19 protein-coding genes are annotated in these 17,618 nt (G+C 72.1%); 13 read left to right on the top strand and 6 right to left on the bottom strand.

What is annotated here, in order from left to right; genetic code table 11:
* Positions 1 to 31 precede the first annotated feature (31 nt).
* From ACXR8F_RS15480 to ACXR8F_RS15465, 4 genes are all read left to right on the top strand, one after another.
* A complete protein-coding gene (locus tag ACXR8F_RS15480) occupies positions 32 to 517 on the top strand; it encodes a hypothetical protein (protein WP_458801779.1) in 486 nt (161 codons plus the stop codon).
* 75 nt (positions 518 to 592) lie between these two features.
* Entirely contained in the window at positions 593 to 2,032 is a 1,440-nt protein-coding gene (locus tag ACXR8F_RS15475) for a malic enzyme-like NAD(P)-binding protein (protein ID WP_458801777.1), read from the top strand.
* A 25-nt stretch (positions 2,033 to 2,057) separates the two neighbouring features.
* Positions 2,058 to 3,389 (top strand): MFS transporter, encoded by a 1,332-nt coding sequence (locus ACXR8F_RS15470; RefSeq protein ID WP_458801775.1) that lies wholly within the window; start codon positions 2,058 to 2,060, stop codon positions 3,387 to 3,389.
* A gap of 64 nt (positions 3,390 to 3,453) precedes the next feature.
* Positions 3,454 to 3,825 (top strand): hypothetical protein, encoded by a 372-nt coding sequence (locus ACXR8F_RS15465; protein WP_458801773.1) that lies wholly within the window; start codon positions 3,454 to 3,456, stop codon positions 3,823 to 3,825.
* Positions 3,826 to 3,912: 87 nt separating this feature from the next.
* Here ACXR8F_RS15465 and ACXR8F_RS15460 read toward each other — a convergent pair whose 3' ends face one another.
* From ACXR8F_RS15460 to ACXR8F_RS15445, 4 genes are read right to left on the bottom strand one after another with little or no spacing between them, the layout of a single operon-like run.
* Complete coding sequence (locus ACXR8F_RS15460) at positions 3,913 to 5,127, bottom strand: MFS transporter (RefSeq protein ID WP_458801771.1); 1,215 nt, start codon at positions 5,125 to 5,127, stop codon at positions 3,913 to 3,915.
* A 7-nt stretch (positions 5,128 to 5,134) separates the two neighbouring features.
* Positions 5,135 to 5,596 carry a MarR family winged helix-turn-helix transcriptional regulator gene (locus ACXR8F_RS15455; protein ID WP_045187228.1) on the bottom strand — a complete coding sequence of 154 codons (462 nt, stop codon included), beginning with the start codon at positions 5,594 to 5,596 and terminating at the stop codon, positions 5,135 to 5,137.
* Between the two features lie 49 nt (positions 5,597 to 5,645).
* Positions 5,646 to 6,581, bottom strand: coding sequence for an LLM class F420-dependent oxidoreductase (locus ACXR8F_RS15450; RefSeq protein WP_458801769.1), 936 nt, complete (start codon positions 6,579 to 6,581; stop codon positions 5,646 to 5,648).
* 17 nt (positions 6,582 to 6,598) lie between these two features.
* The gene (locus ACXR8F_RS15445) at positions 6,599 to 7,147 is read right to left on the bottom strand and encodes a TetR/AcrR family transcriptional regulator (RefSeq protein WP_045187223.1); all 549 of its coding nucleotides are present in this window, start codon (positions 7,145 to 7,147) and stop codon (positions 6,599 to 6,601) included.
* Positions 7,148 to 7,378: 231 nt separating this feature from the next.
* Here ACXR8F_RS15445 and ACXR8F_RS15440 point away from each other — a divergent pair, with 231 nt between their 5' ends.
* Together ACXR8F_RS15440 and ACXR8F_RS15435 are read left to right on the top strand one after the other, a co-directional pair.
* Positions 7,379 to 7,633 (top strand): hypothetical protein, encoded by a 255-nt coding sequence (locus ACXR8F_RS15440; protein ID WP_458801767.1) that lies wholly within the window; start codon positions 7,379 to 7,381, stop codon positions 7,631 to 7,633.
* Between the two features lie 8 nt (positions 7,634 to 7,641).
* Entirely contained in the window at positions 7,642 to 9,111 is a 1,470-nt protein-coding gene (locus ACXR8F_RS15435; RefSeq protein WP_458801765.1) for an MFS transporter, read from the top strand.
* A gap of 48 nt (positions 9,112 to 9,159) precedes the next feature.
* Here the strand turns inward: ACXR8F_RS15435 and ACXR8F_RS15430 are convergent, their stop codons facing one another.
* Positions 9,160 to 9,849, bottom strand: coding sequence for a LysE family translocator (locus ACXR8F_RS15430; protein WP_458801764.1), 690 nt, complete (start codon positions 9,847 to 9,849; stop codon positions 9,160 to 9,162).
* A gap of 71 nt (positions 9,850 to 9,920) precedes the next feature.
* Here ACXR8F_RS15430 and ACXR8F_RS15425 point away from each other — a divergent pair, with 71 nt between their 5' ends.
* Positions 9,921 to 10,880 carry a LysR family transcriptional regulator gene (locus tag ACXR8F_RS15425; protein ID WP_458801763.1) on the top strand — a complete coding sequence of 320 codons (960 nt, stop codon included), beginning with the start codon at positions 9,921 to 9,923 and terminating at the stop codon, positions 10,878 to 10,880.
* A 443-nt stretch (positions 10,881 to 11,323) separates the two neighbouring features.
* A complete protein-coding gene (locus tag ACXR8F_RS15420) occupies positions 11,324 to 11,551 on the top strand; it encodes a hypothetical protein (RefSeq protein ID WP_458801762.1) in 228 nt (75 codons plus the stop codon).
* A 43-nt stretch (positions 11,552 to 11,594) separates the two neighbouring features.
* Here the strand turns inward: ACXR8F_RS15420 and ACXR8F_RS15415 are convergent, their stop codons facing one another.
* Positions 11,595 to 12,113: an inorganic diphosphatase gene (locus ACXR8F_RS15415; protein WP_458801760.1), complete on the bottom strand. Its 519-nt coding sequence runs from the start codon at positions 12,111 to 12,113 to the stop codon at positions 11,595 to 11,597.
* Between the two features lie 142 nt (positions 12,114 to 12,255).
* Here ACXR8F_RS15415 and ACXR8F_RS15410 point away from each other — a divergent pair, with 142 nt between their 5' ends.
* The 5 genes from ACXR8F_RS15410 to ACXR8F_RS15390 all read left to right on the top strand — a co-directional run bounded on the left by ACXR8F_RS15410 (position 12,256) and on the right by ACXR8F_RS15390 (position 17,603).
* The gene (locus ACXR8F_RS15410) at positions 12,256 to 13,845 is read left to right on the top strand and encodes a D-alanyl-D-alanine carboxypeptidase/D-alanyl-D-alanine-endopeptidase (RefSeq protein WP_458801759.1); all 1,590 of its coding nucleotides are present in this window, start codon (positions 12,256 to 12,258) and stop codon (positions 13,843 to 13,845) included.
* A 121-nt stretch (positions 13,846 to 13,966) separates the two neighbouring features.
* Positions 13,967 to 15,064: a zinc-dependent metalloprotease gene (locus ACXR8F_RS15405; RefSeq protein WP_458801758.1), complete on the top strand. Its 1,098-nt coding sequence runs from the start codon at positions 13,967 to 13,969 to the stop codon at positions 15,062 to 15,064.
* A 22-nt stretch (positions 15,065 to 15,086) separates the two neighbouring features.
* Complete coding sequence (gene tilS / locus ACXR8F_RS15400) at positions 15,087 to 16,085, top strand: tRNA lysidine(34) synthetase TilS (protein ID WP_458801756.1); 999 nt, start codon at positions 15,087 to 15,089, stop codon at positions 16,083 to 16,085.
* A gap of 136 nt (positions 16,086 to 16,221) precedes the next feature.
* Positions 16,222 to 16,773, top strand: a complete 552-nt coding sequence (gene hpt / locus ACXR8F_RS15395; RefSeq protein WP_045187192.1) for a hypoxanthine phosphoribosyltransferase — start codon at positions 16,222 to 16,224, stop codon at positions 16,771 to 16,773.
* Complete coding sequence (locus ACXR8F_RS15390) at positions 16,770 to 17,603, top strand: DUF1028 domain-containing protein (RefSeq protein WP_458801754.1); 834 nt, start codon at positions 16,770 to 16,772, stop codon at positions 17,601 to 17,603. The genes hpt and ACXR8F_RS15390 overlap by 4 nt, the downstream gene beginning before the upstream one ends.
* The last annotated feature ends 15 nt before the right edge of the window (positions 17,604 to 17,618 follow it).

Below are 17,618 nucleotides of genomic sequence, written 5' to 3'. Positions count from 1 at the left end.
GGGCAGGTCGCCCGCGGCATACGTTGGCTGCATGGTGGGGTCGACACCGCGAAGTGGCGAGGTGGGCGAACGCGCCCGACGGGTGGCGTGGGTGGCGCCCGCGGACGTCGTCGACGTCTTCGTCTACGTCGTCGTGCTGGGGCTGGCCGCAGAGCACGTCCCCTCCGTCATGACGGAGTCGTTCACCGTCTCGTTGCTGACGGCAGTGCTGCTCAAGCTCGTGCTCGAGCTCGTCGTGGTGGTCAAGGGCGGCGCCCGGCGCCGGTTCAGCGCGGCGACGACACCGACCGGCAGGCTCGGGTCCGGGCTCCTGCTCTGGCTGGTCCTCGTCGGCAGCAAGTTCCTCGTCCTCGAGGTGGAGGACCTGGTCCTCGGCGACCGCGTCGAGCTGGGCGGCTTCGTGTCGGTGACCCTGCTGATCCTCGCGCTGCTCGTCGCCCGGGCCGGCGTCCGGCGCCTCCTCGGCGTCGGTGACCCCGTCGTGGACGCCCGGGACGAAGCGGACACGCCTGCCTGAGCCGGCGCCCGCTTGTTACTGATCGGTCTACGGACGGGGTCCGGGGCGTTTCTCGGATCGTGGGACGATTGCTCCGTGACTGAGTCGATCCAACGTGCCCGCGCCACCACCGCCTCCTACTCGATCACGATGCGAATCCACACCGGCACCGACCCGGCCGTCATCGGCACGCTCGCGGTCAAGGTCGCCGAGAGCGGTGGCATCACGACGGCGCTCGACATCGTCGACTCGCACCCCGACCGGCTCGTCATCGACCTCACCTGCTCCGCGAGCAACGCCGAGCACTCGACCGAGATCGTCGACGCCGTCGAGACGCTCGAGGGCGTGCGTGTGCACAAGGTCTCCGACCGCGTCTTCCTGCTCCACCTCGGCGGCAAGATCTCCGTCGAGTCCAAGGTCAACCTGCGCAACCGCCAGGACCTCGCGATGGCCTACACGCCCGGCGTCGGCCGCGTGAGCCAGGCCCTCGCCGAGCACCCCGAGGACGTGCCGAAGCTGACGATCAAGGGCAACTCGGTCGCCGTCGTCACCGACGGCACCGCGGTCCTGGGTCTCGGCGACATCGGCCCGATGGCGGCGCTGCCCGTCATGGAGGGCAAGGCCGCGCTCTTCAAGCGGTTCGCCGACATCGACGCGTGGCCGATCTGCATCGACACGACCGACGTCGACGAGATCGTGCGCACCGTCGAGCTCATCGCGCCGGGCTTCGGCGGCATCAACCTCGAGGACATCGCCGCGCCGCGCTGCTTCGAGATCGAGGCGAAGCTGCGCGAGCGGCTCTCGATCCCGGTCTTCCACGACGACCAGCACGGCACCGCCATCGTCGTGCTCGCCGCCCTCAAGAACGCGCTGCGCATCACCGACAAGAAGCTCCCCGACGCCCGCATCATCGTCTCCGGCGGTGGGGCCGCGGGCTCGGCCATCGTCCAGCTGCTCCTCGCCGCGGGCGCCACCGACGTCACGGTGAGCGACCGCCCCGGCCTGCTCAACAAGGGCGACGAGTCGCTGACCCCGGCGTGGCGCGAGCTCGCCGAGAAGACCAACCCGCGCGGCCTCACCGGCACTCTGCGCGACGGCCTCCAGGGCGCCGACGTCTTCATCGGTGTCAGCGCCCCGCGCATCCTCGACCCCGAGTGGATCGACGAGATGGCCGACAAGCGCATCGTCTTCGCCCTCGCCAACCCCGACCCCGAGGTCGACATCCACGAGGCGACGCAGCGCGCGACGGTCGTGGCGTCCGGGCGCAGCGACTACCCGAACCAGATCAACAACGTGCTCGCGTTCCCGGGCGTCTTCCGCGGCCTGCTCGACGCCCGCGCCACCGACGTCACGACCGAGATGCTCATCAAGGCCGCCGACGCCATCGCGTCGGTCGTCACCGACGAGCAGCTCAACCCGAACTACATCATCCCGAGCGTCTTCCAGCCCGACATGAGCAAGACGGTCGCCAAGGCGATCGTCGACTGCGTGCCCAAGGCGCCCGCCAAGAGCATCCCGATGACCGGGGCCAACTGAGCGGCAGCTGAGGACGAAAGACCGGATGACGAGCACCACCCACCCCGGACAGCTCTTCCCCCTCGACGGTCGCCGCGCCTGGGCAGTCTGGGCAGCGGCGATCGCCGTCTACGTGCTCGCCGTCTTCCACCGCACGTCGCTCGGTGTCGCCGGTCTCGACGCCGCGGAGCGCTTCGGCATCAGCAGCTCGCAGCTGTCGACGTTCACGATCGTGCAGGTCTTCGTCTACGCGGCGATGCAGCTGCCCGTCGGTGCGCTGCTCGACCGCTACGGCTCGAAGAAGCTGCTCGGCATCGGCCTGACCCTGCTCACGGTCGCCCAGCTCGGCTTCGCGTTCGTCCACTCGTTCGGCGCAGCGCTCGTGTGCCGAGTGCTGCTCGGCATCGGCGACGCGATGGTCTTCATCTCGGTGCTGCGCCTCGTCGCGCTGTGGTTCTCCCCGCGGCGCACCCCGATGGTCACCCAGCTGACGGGCGTGCTCGGTCAGATCGGCGCCTTCGCGTCGGCGGGCCCCCTCGCCGCCGCGCTCGACCGGTTCGGGTGGACGCCGTCGTATGCCGTCGCCGCCTCCTTCGGTGTCGTCACCGGCATCGCGCTCGTGGTGCTGGTCAAGGACAGCCCGTACGCCGACCGTCACCGTGACGAGCTGCGCCTGCGAGCCGTCGCCCGCACGTTGCGGGCTGCCTGGCTCGTGCCGGGCACGCGCCTCGGGCTGTGGTCGCACTTCACGTCACAGTTCGCGGCCAACATGTTCACGATGCTCTGGGGCTTCCCGTTCCTCGTCGCCGGCCAAGGTCTCTCACCCGCGACGGCGAGCATCCTGCTCATGGTCATGGTCGTCACGACGGTCGTCTCCAGCCCGGTCATCGGCACGTTGACGATGCGCTACCCGTTCTCGCGCAGCACCCTCGTGCTCTGGATCGCATCGGCGGCCATCGTCGCCTGGACCGTCGTGCTGCTCTGGCCCGGACGGGCACCGCTGTGGCTGCTCGTCGCCCTCGTCGTGCTCATCGCCGTCGGCGGTCCCGGCTCGATGATCGGCTTCGACGTGGCCCGCACCTTCAACCCGCCGACCCGCATCGGCAGCGCCTCGGGCATCGTCAACACCGGCGGCTTCGTCGCGACGCTCACCGCCGTCGCGCTCGTCGGTGTGGTGCTCGACCACGTCGCCCCGGGTGGTCCGTCGACGTGGGACGTCGACGCCTTCCGGGTCGCCATGACGGTGCAGTACCCGGTGTGGGCCCTTGGCATCGTGCAGGTCCTGCGCTACCGGCACAAGGCGCGCCGGGCCGCCCTCGAGGCCGACCCCGAGGCGTACGCCGCCATGCAGGCCGGCCGCTCCGTCACGTTCCACTGACACCCCCGCCCCGAACCGTCGAGTGGCCGGCCCGTGGGGTCTAGCCTGCTCGGGAGGAGGCGAGATGGCGACGTGGGCCGACGTGGACGATCTGGCCCGTCGGCTGCCCGGAGCGGAGCTCGGAGTCGCGCACGAGGGGTCGCCCGCCTGGCACGCCGGACGGCATACGTTCGCCCGCCTGCGGTGGGACGACGAGGGACGCGAGCTCGTCCAGGTGTGGACCGGCGAGATGGACACGTCGCTGGCGCTCGCTGGTCGACGTGACACGTTCGTGCGGATCGACACCTTCCGCTTCCGCGTCACGATGTGGGCGCGGCTGGACCGACTCGACCTGCGTGAGCTCGCCGAGCTGCTCGTCGAGTCCTATGACATCCGCGGCGGACGCCGGCGACGCGGCGCAACCGGCCTGGCCGACCTCCTGCGCAACACACCGTGAAAGCCGCAACCCACCGGGATCCGATCCCGGTGGGTTGCGACCTGTTCGGTGTGTTGCGCTCGCGGGGGCTGAGGGACTCAGGGGCGGTCAGGCGTCGCCGACGGTGAGGGCCTCGGCCTCCGTGCGCGAGGTGACCGGCTCGGCCCCGTGACCGGGTGCCTCGTCGAGGGCGCCGATGACGCGGCGTGCCGTCGACAGCACGACGACCGCGAGCACGACCGCGACCGAACCGACCCAGAACGGCAGGTGGATCGACTTCTCGCCGAGGTTGCCGGCCAGCCACGGGGCGACCGCGCCACCGCTGAAGCGGACGAAGCTGTAGGCCGCCGACGCGACGCCGCGCTCGACGGGGGCGACCTTCATGACGGTCTCGGTGATGAGGGTGTTGTTCACGCCCAGGAAGGCGCCGGCGAGGACGACGCCGACGACGAGCACCGTCTTGTTGTCCGTCGCGACGGCCATCACGGCGAGGATGACGGCGAAGCCGAGCAGGGCTCCGACGATGCCGGCCATCGTGCCGAACCGGCGCTGCACCATCGGCGCGACGAAGACCGAGGTGATGGCGAGCAGCAGGCCCCAGCCGAAGAAGATGAAGCCGATCTCGTGGGCGCCCATCGCGAGGGGGAACGGCGTGAACGCGAGCAGCGTGAAGAACCCGAAGTTGTAGAGCAGCGCGGTGAGGCCGACGGTGAGCAGTCCCCGGTGCCCGAGGGCCTTCAGGGGCGCCGCGATCGAGGTCGGGCGGGCGGCGGCCGGGGTGGCCGGAAGGGTGGTCACGGTGGCGATGAAGGCGACGGCCATGAGGACGGCGACGCCGTAGAACGGCCAGCGCCACGAGATGCCGCCGAGCCAGCCGCCGAGGAGCGGGCCGGTCGCGATGCCGACGCCGAGGGCGGCCTCGTAGAGGATGATCGCCTGCTTCACCGAGCCGGACGCCGCGTTGACGATCGTCGCGAGCGCGGTGGCGATGAAGAGGGCGTTGCCGAGGCCCCAGAGGGCGCGGAAGGCGACGATGCCGCCGACGGTGTCCTGGCTGCCGGCGAGGGCCGAGCCGACGATGATGAGGGCGAGGCCGAGCAGCAGGGTGCGCTTGGCGCCGACGCGGCTGCTGACCCAGCCGGTGCCGAGCATCGCCACGCCCATGACGGCGAGGTAGCTCGTGAAGAGCAGGCTCACCTGCGAGGGGCCGGCGCCGAGCTCGTCGGCGATCGGCTTGAGGATGGGGTCGACGAGGCCGATGCCCATGAAGGAGATCACGCAGGCGAAGGCGATCGACCAGACGGTCTTGGGTTGACGCCACATGGGGTGGTCATCCGTCCTTTCGGGTGGGGTGCGGGTCGGTGGTGTCCGCCGCCTTGGCGAGCAGCTCGTTCATGACGTCGATGGCGACCTGGACGCGGGCGAGCGCCGGGCCGTCGAGCTGGTCGAGGGCGGGGGACAGGACGGCCAGCCGGGCGAGGCGCACGCTGTCGAGCGCGGCGTGGCCCTCCTCGCTGAGGCTGACGAGCGTGGCCCGGGCGTCGTCGGGGTCGGGCGCACGGTGCACCCAGCCGGCCGCCTCGAGGCGGTTCAGCTGGGTGGTCGTCGTCGGCTGGCTGCTGTGGTCGGCGGCCGCGAGGGTGCTGACGCGCGAGGGCCCGAGCTCGTCGAGGAGGGCGAGCAGGCGGGCCTGCGCGAACGGCACGTCGAACGACGCGTGCCGGCTCGCCCAGCGCGAGAGTCGCGCGGCCGAGCGCAGCAGGTCGTTGCCCAGGGTCGTCGGCGCGGTCACCTCTCACAATTTACATAGAGAACCTATGGATATCAAGTCGCAGAGGCGCTCAGGCGAGCTGGCGCAGGACACCGTCGGCGATGTCGGCGAGGTGGTCGAGGTCCGACAGGTCGAGCACCTGGAGGTAGACGCGCTCGGCCCCGGCCTCGGCGAACGTCCCCAGCCGGTCGACGACCTCGTCGGGCGAGCCGGTCAGGCCGTTCTCGCGCAGCTCGTCGAGGTCGCGCCCGATCGCGTCCGCGCGGCGTCGCAGGGTCGCGTCGTCCTTGCCGAGACACACGACCTGCGCGGCCGAGTAGGTCAGCGACGACGGGTCGCGACCCGCGTCGCGAGCGGCGTCGCGCACCCGCTCGAAGAGGAGGCCGGCCTCGGAGGCGGACTTGAAGGGCGCGTTGAACTCGGCGGCATACCTGATGGCGAGAGCGGGGGTGCGGCGTGCCCCGCCACCGCCGATGATGATCGGCACGCCGCCCGTCTGGCTCGGCTTCGCGAGGGCCGGCGAGTTGCTGACCGGGTAGTGGGGCCCGTCGTGGCTGAACGTGGCGCCGGGCTCGGTGGCCCAGAGGCCGGTGATGACTGCGAGCTGCTCCTCGAGACGGTCGAACCGCTCGCCGAGCGGCGGGAAGGGGATCCCGTATGCCGTGTGCTCGGCCTCGAACCAGCCGGCGCCGAGTCCCAGCTCGACGCGTCCGCCGCTCATCTGGTCGACGCCGGCGACCTGCACGGCGAGCGGCCCGGGCAGGCGGAAGGTGGCGGAGGTGACGAGCGTGCCCAGACGGATCGTCGAGGTGTCACGCGCGAGGCCGGCGAGAGTCGTCCACGCATCGGTGGGGCCGGGGCCGCCGTCGCCGCCCATGTGGAGGAAGTGGTCGGAGCGGAAGAAGCCGCCGAAGCCGAGGTCCTCGGCGGCTCGCGCGACGGCGAGCAGGTCGTCGTAGGTGGCGCCCTGCTGGGGCTCGGTGAAGATGCGGAGGTCGAGGGTCATGCCCCTGCAACCACGAGTCAGGCGCGGACAATCCCGTCGACGACGACCTCGAGCATCGGGCGGACCTCGATCTCGGCCCGGCTCGTGTCGGCCACGCTCGCGACGCCGCTCACGAGGCGCATGACGTTGGCCGCGTCGACCCCGGGGCGCAGCTCGCCGCGCTCGTCGAGGTGCTCGATGACGCGACGGTTGGCCTCGCCCATGACGCGGCACTTGCGGTACATCGGCGACGCCGGGTCGTCCATGGCCGCGCAGATCTTCGTCGCGGCACCCCGGTGCAGGGTGATGTGGTCGATGAAGTGCTCGAACCAGTCGAGCAGCATCGCGGGGGCGGGGGCGCCGGAGGCGATGGCTGCCTCGGCGTCGGACGCGACCCGGTCGGTCCAGTCCTGCATCAGCGCGTCGACCAGGGCCTCGCGGGTGGGGAAGTGGCGGTAGAGGGTGCCCGGGCCCACGCCGGCGCGCTTGGCGATCTCGTCGAGGGAGGCGTCCGTGCCGCGTTCGGTGAAGACGATCCGGGCTGTCGCGAGGATCTTGTCGTAGTTGCGGCGGGCGTCGGCGCGCATCGGCCGGGCAGATTTCTGGGGAGCTTCGGTGGAGTCTATTGCCAGCGAATTCGCTTCTGTGGCAACGGAACTCGGCGACGATTCCAGCGTCGCCTTGCCGGTGGCGGCAGGCGTCACGAGAAAACTCCCTTGCTAAAACGGAGACTGTCTCCGTATTGTGGGTCAGGCAGAACCGGAGTGGTTCTCCGCTAATCGTAGCGCCGACCGTCGTCAAAGAGGAGTCGAGCACCCATGACAACCACCATCCGCCCCACCCGACAGGCCCTGCGCGTGCACATGTCGCACCTGGCGACCACCTACCGCGCACCGCTCGTCAGCCGCACCCCCGGCGGGACCGGCACCGCCTCCCGCCCGTCGGGCGCTCCCCGCACCCGTGCCACCGCCTTCACCCCGATGGCGCCCGAGGGCGTCGACCAGGAGAAGCCGCGGCACCAGGTCCACACCCAGATCCAGGCCCAGCTCCAGCCCAACACCCCGGAATCCTGAGGTTCCCGATGTCCACCAGCACTTCCCAGGCGCCGACCGGCGCCGCCCAGTCATCGACACGGCGGTCGAGCCCCCGCGAGACCCGCCGGGCCGCGGTCGGCGTCGGCATCGTGCTCGTCGCTCAGCTCATGCTCGTGCTCGACGCCACCGTCGTGAACGTCGCGCTGCCACACATCCAGACCGACCTCGGCTTCTTGCCCGCCGGCCTGTCGTGGGTGCTCAACGCGTACACCCTCGCCTTCGGCGGACTACTGCTCCTCGGCGGTCGTCTCGGTGACGTGCTCGGGCGGCTACGCACCTTCGAGCTCGGCCTCGGCATCTTCACCGTCGCGAGCCTCCTCGGCGGCCTCGCGACGTCTCCCACCTGGCTCATCGCCGCGCGCACCCTGCAGGGCGTCGGTGCGGCACTGGCAGCCCCCGGCGTGCTCGCCCTCGTGACGACCAGCGCCCCGAACGAGGCGGCCCGCAACAGGGGCCTCGCCCTGTTCACGGCCGTCTCGTCCGCGGGCGCGTCCATCGGCCTGCTCCTCGGCGGTGTCCTCACCGACTTCGTCAGCTGGCACTGGACGCTCTTCGTCAACGTGCCGATCGGCGCTGCAGTCCTCCTGCTCGCCCGACGCTTCGTCACCGAGACGCCCCGCATCCGCGGTCGTTTCGACGTCGTCGGCGCGGTCACGGCCACCCTCGGCTCCGTCGCGGTCGTGCACGGCTTCATCAGCGCCGCCGACCGTGGATGGACGGCGCCCCTGACGCTCGCCTCGTTCGTGGTCGGAGTCGCCCTGCTCGGACTCTTCGTCCGCACCGAGAACCGCGTCGCGGCGCCGCTGCTGCCGCTGTCGCTGGTGCGCAACCGCACGCGCGGGGGAGCCCTCGTGCTCATGGCGCTCGTCGTCGGCGCGCAGTTCTCGACGTTCTTCCTCGTGACGCAGTACCTCCAGCTCGTGCTCGGCTTCAGCCCGGTCGCGACCGGTGCCGCGTTCCTGCCGCTCAGCCTCGCGATCTTCGCGACCTCGCGGGTCAGCGCCCGCCTCGTCGCCAAGGTCGGCCCCCGGCCGATGCTGCTCACGGGCACCCTGGGTCTCACGGCGAGCTTCGTGTGGCTCAGCTCGATCTCCACCACGAGCACGTATGCCGCCCACCTCCTGGGTGCGCTGGTGCTGAACGGCGTCTCGGCCGCCCTGGTCTTCATGCCGGTCACCGTCGTCGTGCTCGGCGGCGTCGAGCGGTCCCAGGCCGGCACCGTTTCGGGTCTGCTCCAGACGGCGCAGCAGCTCGGGGGAGCGGTGGGACTGGCGGCGATCGTGAGCGTGTATGCCTCGCAGTCGGTCCCGGGCCAGTTCGTCCCGGGCGTCGAGCCGGCGTTCTACACCTCGGCGAGCTTCACGCTCGTGGCCCTGCTCGTGGCGGCGGTCGTGCTCCGGCCGCGCCGTGAGCCGGTCGCGGTCGCCGCAGCTGCCGAAAGTGCCGAAGCCGGCTGACCCCGCGGCCAGACACGCCGAACGCTGCGTTCGCGCGCAGGGTCTGCGTCAGGTGGCGGCCGTGGCGACGGAGATGCCGACCGTGACGAGGGCCATGGAGCTGACGCCCTCGATGGCGCGCTTCGCGCTCGGTCGTGAGAGCAGCCCGCGGCCGCGGTGGGCGAGCTGGACGCCGACCACGTTCCACAAGCCGGCGACGAGGGTCCACAGCGCGCCGAGAGCGAGCGTCGTCATCGCGGCGGCCGACCCGGGCGCGACGAACTGCGGCAGCACCGAGGCCGCCGTCACCGGGCAGCGCGGGTTGGCGAGCGAGGTGACCGCCGCCGACCGGAAGCTGGCCCGCCCTTCAATCGAGAGAACGCTCCGTCCCCTGCCATCGGAACGATCGGTCGGCCGGAACGGGACGGAGTGTTCTCTCGATTGTTCGTTGCGTGCCGGTTCGGGGCGTCGGAGCACCCGCAGCCCCGACCACAGGCCGTTCGCGATCAGCAGGGACGCGCCGGTGACCTGGAACCACACGAAGGCCTGCGGGTGCTGAGTCGCCAGGCTACCGAGCCCCACGGCCACCGCCGCCGACCAGGCGAGGATGCCGATGCTCGTGCCGGCGATCGCGGCATACCCGCCCTGTCGCCCGTGCGCCACCGTCTCGCGCAGGACGACGAGGTTGTTGACACCGGGCACGAGGACGAGCGACACGGCGACGGGCAGGAAGGCGAGGAGCGCGGCTGCGATGGTCACGCCGTCGAGTCTTCGCTCCACAGGGATGTCAGTGAAGTCACATCGTTGAGTCAGAGCATTAAGATCAGTTAATGCGAATCGAGCCGGAACAGCTGCGCATGCTCGCCCTCGTCGGCGCCCACGGCTCCCTCGCCGGGGCGGCCGCCGAGCTCGGTGTCACCCCTGCGGCCGTCACCGGTCAGGTGGCTCGGGCCGAACGCCAGTGGGGCGTTCCGCTCGTCGTCCGAGGCTCTCGTGGAGCCCGCCTCACGGACGCCGGGGAGGCGCTGGCGGCGCACGGTCGCGAGATCGACGCCGTGTGCGAGCTCGCCGAGTCGCAGATGTCGGGCGCCCTGACCCGGACCTCCCGACGGCTGCGCATCGGGACCTTCATGTCTGCGGCGCTCCGGGTCCTGCCCGAGGCGGTCACGGCCCTGCGACACCGGCACCCGGAGGGCGACCTCTCGATCGTCGAGGGCACGAGCCCCGACCTGCTCGAGCGCGTCGCTGCGGGGGAGCTCGACGTCGCCGTGATCGGCTCCTACGGCGAGGAGCCGACGCTGCCGGCCTGGCTGACGGCGACGCGCCTCTTCCGCGACCCCCTCGTGCTGTGCCTGCCGAGCGACCACCGGCTCGCTGCCACGGCGGCGGGCCGACGGGTCCGGATGAGCCAGCTGCGCGGCGACCGGTGGATCGTGATCCTCGCCGGACAGGCCGCACGCGACCAGTTCGACACCGCGGCGGCGTCGGCCGGTGTCGAGCCGAGCATCCAGTTCGAGACGGAGTCCTACGACGTGGCGCAGGCCCTCGTCGCCACCGGGCTCGGGGTCGCCGTCATCTCGCAGATGGCGGCGCGCACCATGCCCGGCACCACTCATCGTGAGCTCGAGCGTCCGCGCCTGCACCGCGAGCTCTGGGCCGTCCACGCGCGCGACACGCGGCTCACCCCGCTCGTCGTCGAGTTCGTCGACCTCGTCGGCCAGGTCTGCGGCGAGCTCACCGACCGCTGGGCCGGCGCTCCCCTGTGGGAGGTCGTCGCCGCCCAGTCCTGATCGATCGAGGGCCGTCAGACCAGTCGGGCCGCCGAGCGACGCACCAGTGCGGCTGCGCTCGGGACCGTCTTGCCTGACGGCAGGAAGACATCCACGACTGAAACCCGAGCGCCGACACGCACCACGACCACCAGCTCGGTGTGTGTAGCCGTCGGTGGATATGCGCATGGTCCACCACTGGCCCTCGGACTGCCCGTCGAGGCGGACCTGGTGCACCTCGCTCAGCACCGACGTGGCCGGGTGGGCGGGATCCTTCGAAGACGGACACGACCAGCGCCAGTCAGTGACACGGTCGACCATTCGCCGCGCATCCGTCTCGGTGCGGAACTGCATCACGTACTGGTTTCCTGTCCCGTTCCCCTCAGCGTTCGCGACTCCGCTGAAGACCTTGCGTAGCGCCGGCGCCGGTCGCCCACGAGATCGGCGCACCCCGCGACCTCGACGTGCTGCTGCGCGAGGCGCTCGCGCACGACCCGGCCCGCCGCCCACGCACCGCGCTCGACCTCGTGGCCCGGCTCGACGGCATACGGGAGCGGATGGAGGCGGGGGAGGCCAGCACGGACACCGACACCGCAAGGGGTTGGACGCCGCGCGCCCTCGCCGGCCTCGGCGTCGCGACGTTCGCCGTGTTCATGGCCGCGACATGGCTGACCCTCCGCCTCCTCGGGTGAGGTGACGGAGGGCCGGCTCGGAAGTGGACGGGCTCAGTGACGCTCAGTGGCCCTGCGGCATCGCCCAGCGGGCGGTCGAGACGCCCTGCTCCTTGGCGCGGTCGAGCGCCTCGGTGATGATCTTCTCGGCGGCCTCGCGGTTGCCCCAGTCGGACGCCTCGACGTGCTTGCCGGGCTCGAGGTCCTTGTAGCGCTCGAAGAAGTGCTGGATCTCGTCGAGCGTGAACTTGCTGACGTCGGAGATGTCCTGGACGTCGGCGGTGCGCGGGTCGACCGGCACGCAGAGCACCTTGTCGTCGCCGCCGGCCTCGTCGGTCATGTGGAAGACGCCGATCGGGCGGGCCTCGACGACAACGCCGGGGAAGAGCGGCTCGGGCAGCAGCACGAGGGCGTCCAGCGGGTCGCCGTCCTCGCCGAGGGAGTCCTCGATGTAGCCGTAGTCGGCGGGGTAGGCCATCGGGGTGAAGAGGTAACGGTCGAGGCGGACACGCCCGGTCTCGTGGTCGATCTCGTACTTGTTGCGCTGTCCGCGCGGGATCTCGATGGTGACGTCGAACTCCACGTCTTCCCCTTCTTCACGGTCTTCGGTAGGCGGCTCGGGTGCCGAGGCACCCGGCGGCGGCTGACAGAATCGTCCGCGACAGTGTGGCAGCAAGGGCGGTCCTCGCGCGAAACGCGACGGACGGCGGACGGGGGTGAGCAGCGTGGCGCGAACGACGCTGCGGCGTGCCCCCCGCTTCACGTATGCCGTCGCCACCGCCTGGTCGGTCGTCGCCATCCTGCTCGGGTATGCCGTCCTCGACGTCGCCGACGCGGCCCCGGGCCTGCTCACGCTGCGCCCACTGCCGCCACCCCCGCCGACCGAGTACGTCGCCAAGCGCACCCTGCCGCTCGTGCCGCAACCCTCTCTGCCGACGTCGGTGGACGCCCCGTTGCCGTCACTGGTCGGCGATCCGGCCGCGCCGACCCGGGCCGGGGTGGAGCAGGCGCTGGCGCCGGTGCTCGCGCTGTCGGCACTGCGCGACTCCGCCGTCGTCGTCCGTGACGGGCAGACCGGTGCCGTCCTCCTCGACCGGGGCGGCGACCAGCTGCGCATCCCCGCGTCGACGACGAAGCTGCTCTCCGCCGCGGCCATCGGCCGGGCGTTCACCCCCGGCGAGACGCTGCGCACGGTCGTGCGCGAGGGGGACCGCCCCGACCAGATCGTCCTCGTGGCGGGAGGCGACTCCCTGCTCGCACCCGGCAAGGGCGACGCCGACGCGGTTGCCGGCCACGCAGGCCTGCGCGACCTCGCCGAGCAGGTCGCCGCGGCCCTGGCGAAGAGCGGCACGACGGCGGTGACGCTCTACGTCGACGAGACGTATGCCGACGGCCCCACCACCGCCCCCACCTGGAGCCCGACCTTCCGCAGCTCCGGCATCACCGGCGCCGTCGCCATGCTCGGCCTGTCGAGCCAGCGGGCCACCGGCGGCAAGCCCGGCCCGGCCGACCCCGTGGCGGCCGTGCGCAGCCGGTTCGCGCAGCAGCTCGAGGCGCTCGGTGTCGACGTCACGGTCGCGCCGCGCGGCAACGCCCCGGGCACACCGGGCTCGCCCATGCCCACGCCGACAGACTCGAGTGCCACCACCGGCAGTCCCACGACCCCGCCCGACGCGACGCCCACGGACGGCGCCACGGACACGACCACCGCCTCTGCCGCCGGCACCGGCAGCGCCCCGGCCAGCGGCCCCGGCTCGGTGCTCGGCAGCGTCGAGTCGGCGCCGGTTCGCGACCAGCTCGCGCTCGCCCTCACCGACAGCGACAACGCCCTCACCGAGATCCTCGCCCGCCAGGCGGCCTACCGCTCGGGCGCCCGCACCGACTTCGCCGCAGTGGGCGCCTGGGTGGTCACCCAGGTCGCGGCGCTGGGGCTCGCCACCGACGGCGTACGCCTCCTCGACGCGAGCGGGCTCTCCCGCGAGAACCGGGTGCGGGCCGACCTGCTCGCCGACGTGCTCGTGCTCGGCTACGACGGCACCCACCCGGTGCTGAGGCGCGCCCTCGACGGCCTCCCCATCGCCGGGCTCACCGGCACGCTCGCCGAGCGGCTCACCGGCTCCGACCACGCCGCAGCCGGCCGCGCCCGCGCCAAGACCGGCACCCTCACCGGCGCGAACGCCCTGGCCGGAAGCGTCGTCGACGACGACGGTCGGCTGTTGGTCTTCGTGGGTATGGTCGCCGGAGCGGGAACCAACGACGCCCGGGCGGCGTTGGACCGACTGGTAGCGACAGTCGCCTCGTGCGGGTGTCGCTGACAGGCCCACGGGCAGCTCGGGGAGTGCGACCACCACGATGGGCGGGCTCGTGCCCGCAGCCGTCCGCCCCTCCAGACACCACGCGCGAAAGACGACAACGTCCCGGCACGAAAGGGCTGGCATGACCGACACGACCCTCCCAGTGGACGCCGGCCGTCCCGACCCGTCGGGAGGTGCGCCGGCCGCCTACGTCGACTACGAGTTCGCGAAGAAGACCGGCCGCGCCATCGTCAACCCCGGCCCGCAGGTCTCCGGCGACGAGGCCGCAGCCATCGTCGCCGATCTGCGCGAGGCCGCCGCGTCGGCGGTCGCCCCCGTCGCCGAGACGAGCGCGATGACCGCGCCCGACGATGCTCCTGCGCCGCTCGTCGTCGACCGGGTGGGCTGGATCAGCGCCAACGTCGACTCCTTCCGAGCCCTGCTCGAGCCGGTCGTCGACAAGCTCAACGCCTCGAAGAAGGGCCAGACGAGCGCTGCCGCTGCGGCAATCGGTGGCAAGGTCACCGGCGCCGAGATGGGTGGGCTGCTCGCCTTCCTCTCCAGCAAGGTGCTGGGGCAGTACGACCTCGCCCCGGGTGGCACTCCGCGGCTGCTGCTCGTCGCGCCCAACATCGTCGCCACCGAGCGCAAGCTGGCGGTCGACCCGACCGACTTCCGGCGCTGGGTCGCGATGCACGAGGAGACCCACCGCGTGCAGTTCACCGCTGTGCCGTGGCTGCGCGAGCACATGGTCGCCAGCACCCAGGCCCTGGCGGTCGACATGGCGCCGACGCCCGACGACCTCAGCAAGCGCTTCGAGCAGCTGACGAAGAACCTCCCCGAGGTGCTCAGCTCGGGCGAGGGGCTCGGGCAGCTCTTCGCGACTCCCGAGCAGAAGGCGAAGATCGCCGACCTGACCGCCGTCATGTCGCTGCTCGAGGGCCACGCCGACGTCGTCATGGACGCCGTCGGGCCCCGCGTCATCCCGAGCGTCCAGGAGATCCGCCGCAAGTTCGACGAGCGCCGCAACAGCTCGGTCGGCGTCGACCGGCTGCTGCGCAAGCTGCTCGGCCTCGAGGCGAAGATGCGGCAGTACCGAGACGGCGCCGTGTTCGTGCGGGCCGTCACCGACCAGGTGGGCCGTGACGGGTTCAACGCGGTGTGGAGCTCGCCCGACACGCTCCCGCGGGCCTCCGAGATCCTCGAGCCGGACGCCTGGGTGCGTCGGGTCCACGGCTGAGCCGGTGAGGAGCCCGCACGACATGCCCGGTCCCGACCCCGCCGTCGCCGCCACCCGTCTCGCCGTGCGCGAGCACCTCTCCGACGTTCCCGAGGGAGGCGTCGTCCTCGTCGCCTGCTCGGGTGGCCCCGACTCCGTAGCGCTCGCGGCCGCCCTCGCCTTCGAGGCGCCGCGTGCCGGCGTGCGCGGTGGCGCGGTCGTCGTCGACCACGGCCTGCAGGAGGGCTCCGACCAGGTCGCCGCAGACGCTGCGGACCTGTGCCGCGAGCTCGGCCTCGACCCCGTCGAGGTGGTGCGCGCCGACCTGCACACGACGGGCGCCGGCCTCGAGGCCGACGCACGCTCGGCACGCTACGTCGCCATCGAGGGCGTAGCCGACCGCGCCGGCGCGTCCATGGTGCTCATCGGCCACACCCGCGACGACCAGGCCGAGCAGGTGCTGCTGGGTCTGTCACGCGGCTCCGGGGCCCGGTCCCTCAGCGGTATGCCGGTGCGCCGCGACCGTTTCGTGCGCCCCCTCCTCGCCCTGCCGCGCGCGACGACGCTCGCCGCCTGCGCGGCCTACGGCATCGAGCCGTGGACCGACCCCCACAACAGTGACGACTCCTTCCGGCGGGTGCGGGCCCGGCGCCTGCTCGCGACGCTCGAGTCCGACCTCGGACCCGGTTTCGGGGCCGCTCTCGCCCGCAGCGCCGACCTGCTGCGCGAGGACGCCGACTACCTCGAGAGCCTCGCCATCAAGGCCAGGGCCGAGCTGCCCACCGGGCCCGGCGGCAACGGCGTCGACCTCGATGCCCTGTCGGGGCTGCCACGGGCGATCCGCACCCGCGTGTGGCGGCTGCTCGCGGCCGAGGCGGGCGCCCCGCTCGCCGACGTCAACGCCGCCCACGTCGAGTCCCTCGACGCGCTCCTGACGTCGTGGCACGGGCAGGGGCCGCTCCACGTGCCCGGCGGCATCGCGGTGTCACGCACGGCGGGGGCCATCGTCTTCAGCCCCCTCCGCGAGTCGGCCATCGCCTGACCGCCACACGGCCCCGTGGAGGCTTGTCGCCGCCAGGGCGACGTCAACCCTCCACGGCGTTCCCGCCCCGCCGAGCCGGTGCGGTTGAATGGACCCGCCCGGAACTACCCCGCACCACCCGCACAGAGGAGCCTTCGTGGACCACGAGCACATGGGAGATGACCTGGCCAAGGTCCTGCTCACCGAGGAGCAGATCCAGACCCGCCTCTCCGAGCTCGCCGCCGACATCTGGAAGGACTACGAGGGCAAGGAGTTCCTGCTCGTGGGCGTCCTCAAGGGCGCGGTCGTCGTCATGGCCGACCTCATGCGCGCCCTGCCCGGCACCGCCCCGATGGACTGGATGGCGGTCTCGTCCTACGGCTCCGGCACGAAGTCCTCGGGCGTCGTGCGCATCCTCAAGGACCTCGACACCGACATCAGCGGCCGCCACGTGCTCATCGTCGAGGACATCATCGACTCCGGCCTGACGCTCTCGTGGATCAAGTCCAACCTCGAGTCGCGCAGCCCGGCCTCGGTCGAGATCTGCACGCTGCTGCGCAAGCCCGACGTCGTCAAGGTCGACATCCCGGTCAAGTACGTCGGCTTCGACATCCCCAACGAGTTCGTCGTCGGCTACGGCCTCGACTACGCGGAGAAGTACCGCAACCTGCGCTGCGTCGGCACCCTCGCACCCCACGTCTACGAATGACCTTCTCGATCGTCGCCCGCCAGGGCGAGGCCTACGGAGTCGCGGTCGCCTCGAAGTTCCTCGCGGTCGGCGCGGTGGTCCCCGCCGCGCGCAGCGGCGTCGGCGCCGTCGCCACGCAGTCGTACGCGCGCGTGGCCTACCTCGACGAGCTGCTCGGCCGCCTCGCCACGGGTGAGGCCGCCGACGAGGCGCTCGCCGCCGCGACCGCCCTCGACGACGGGCGCGAGACGCGTCAGCTCGGGGTGGTCGGCACGGGTTCGGCGGCCACCCACACCGGATCGGAGTGCAACCCCTGGGCGGGCGGCGTCGCACGCGACGAGGGCGACACGGCATACGCCATCCAGGGCAACATCCTGACCGGTCCCGACGTCGTCGAGGAGATGGAGCGGGCCTGGCACGAGAGCGCCGGCAAGCCGTTCGCCCGGCGCCTGCTGGCGGCCCTCGCCGCCGGTGACGCCGCGGGCGGCGACTCGCGGGGACGCCAGAGCGCGGCCCTGTATGCCGTCGAGCCGGGTTCGGGCTACGACGCGTGCGGGGTGCTCGCCGACCTCCGCGTCGACGACCACGCCGACCCCGTGACCGAGCTGGCGCGCCTGCACGCGGACTGGGAGATGTACTTCGGCAAGCCGGAGGACGTCCAGCCACTCGTCGGCGAGCTCGCCGACGAGGTACGCGAGCGGCTGGCCCGTGCCGGGTTCGTGGCGTCCGGGGCCGACGGCGTCGGGAGCGCCCTCGCCGACTGGGCGGGCAACGCGAACTACGAGGCCCGGCTCAGTCCCGACGGCATCGACCGACGCGTGCTCGAGGCGCTGCGCGCCGCCACGACCTGAGTCGAGTGCTCACTT

This window comes from Terrabacter sp. AAH1, from assembly GCF_054456855.1.
Note: the sequence above shows the minus strand (reverse complement) of the source record. Positions and strands in the feature narration are given on the sequence as shown.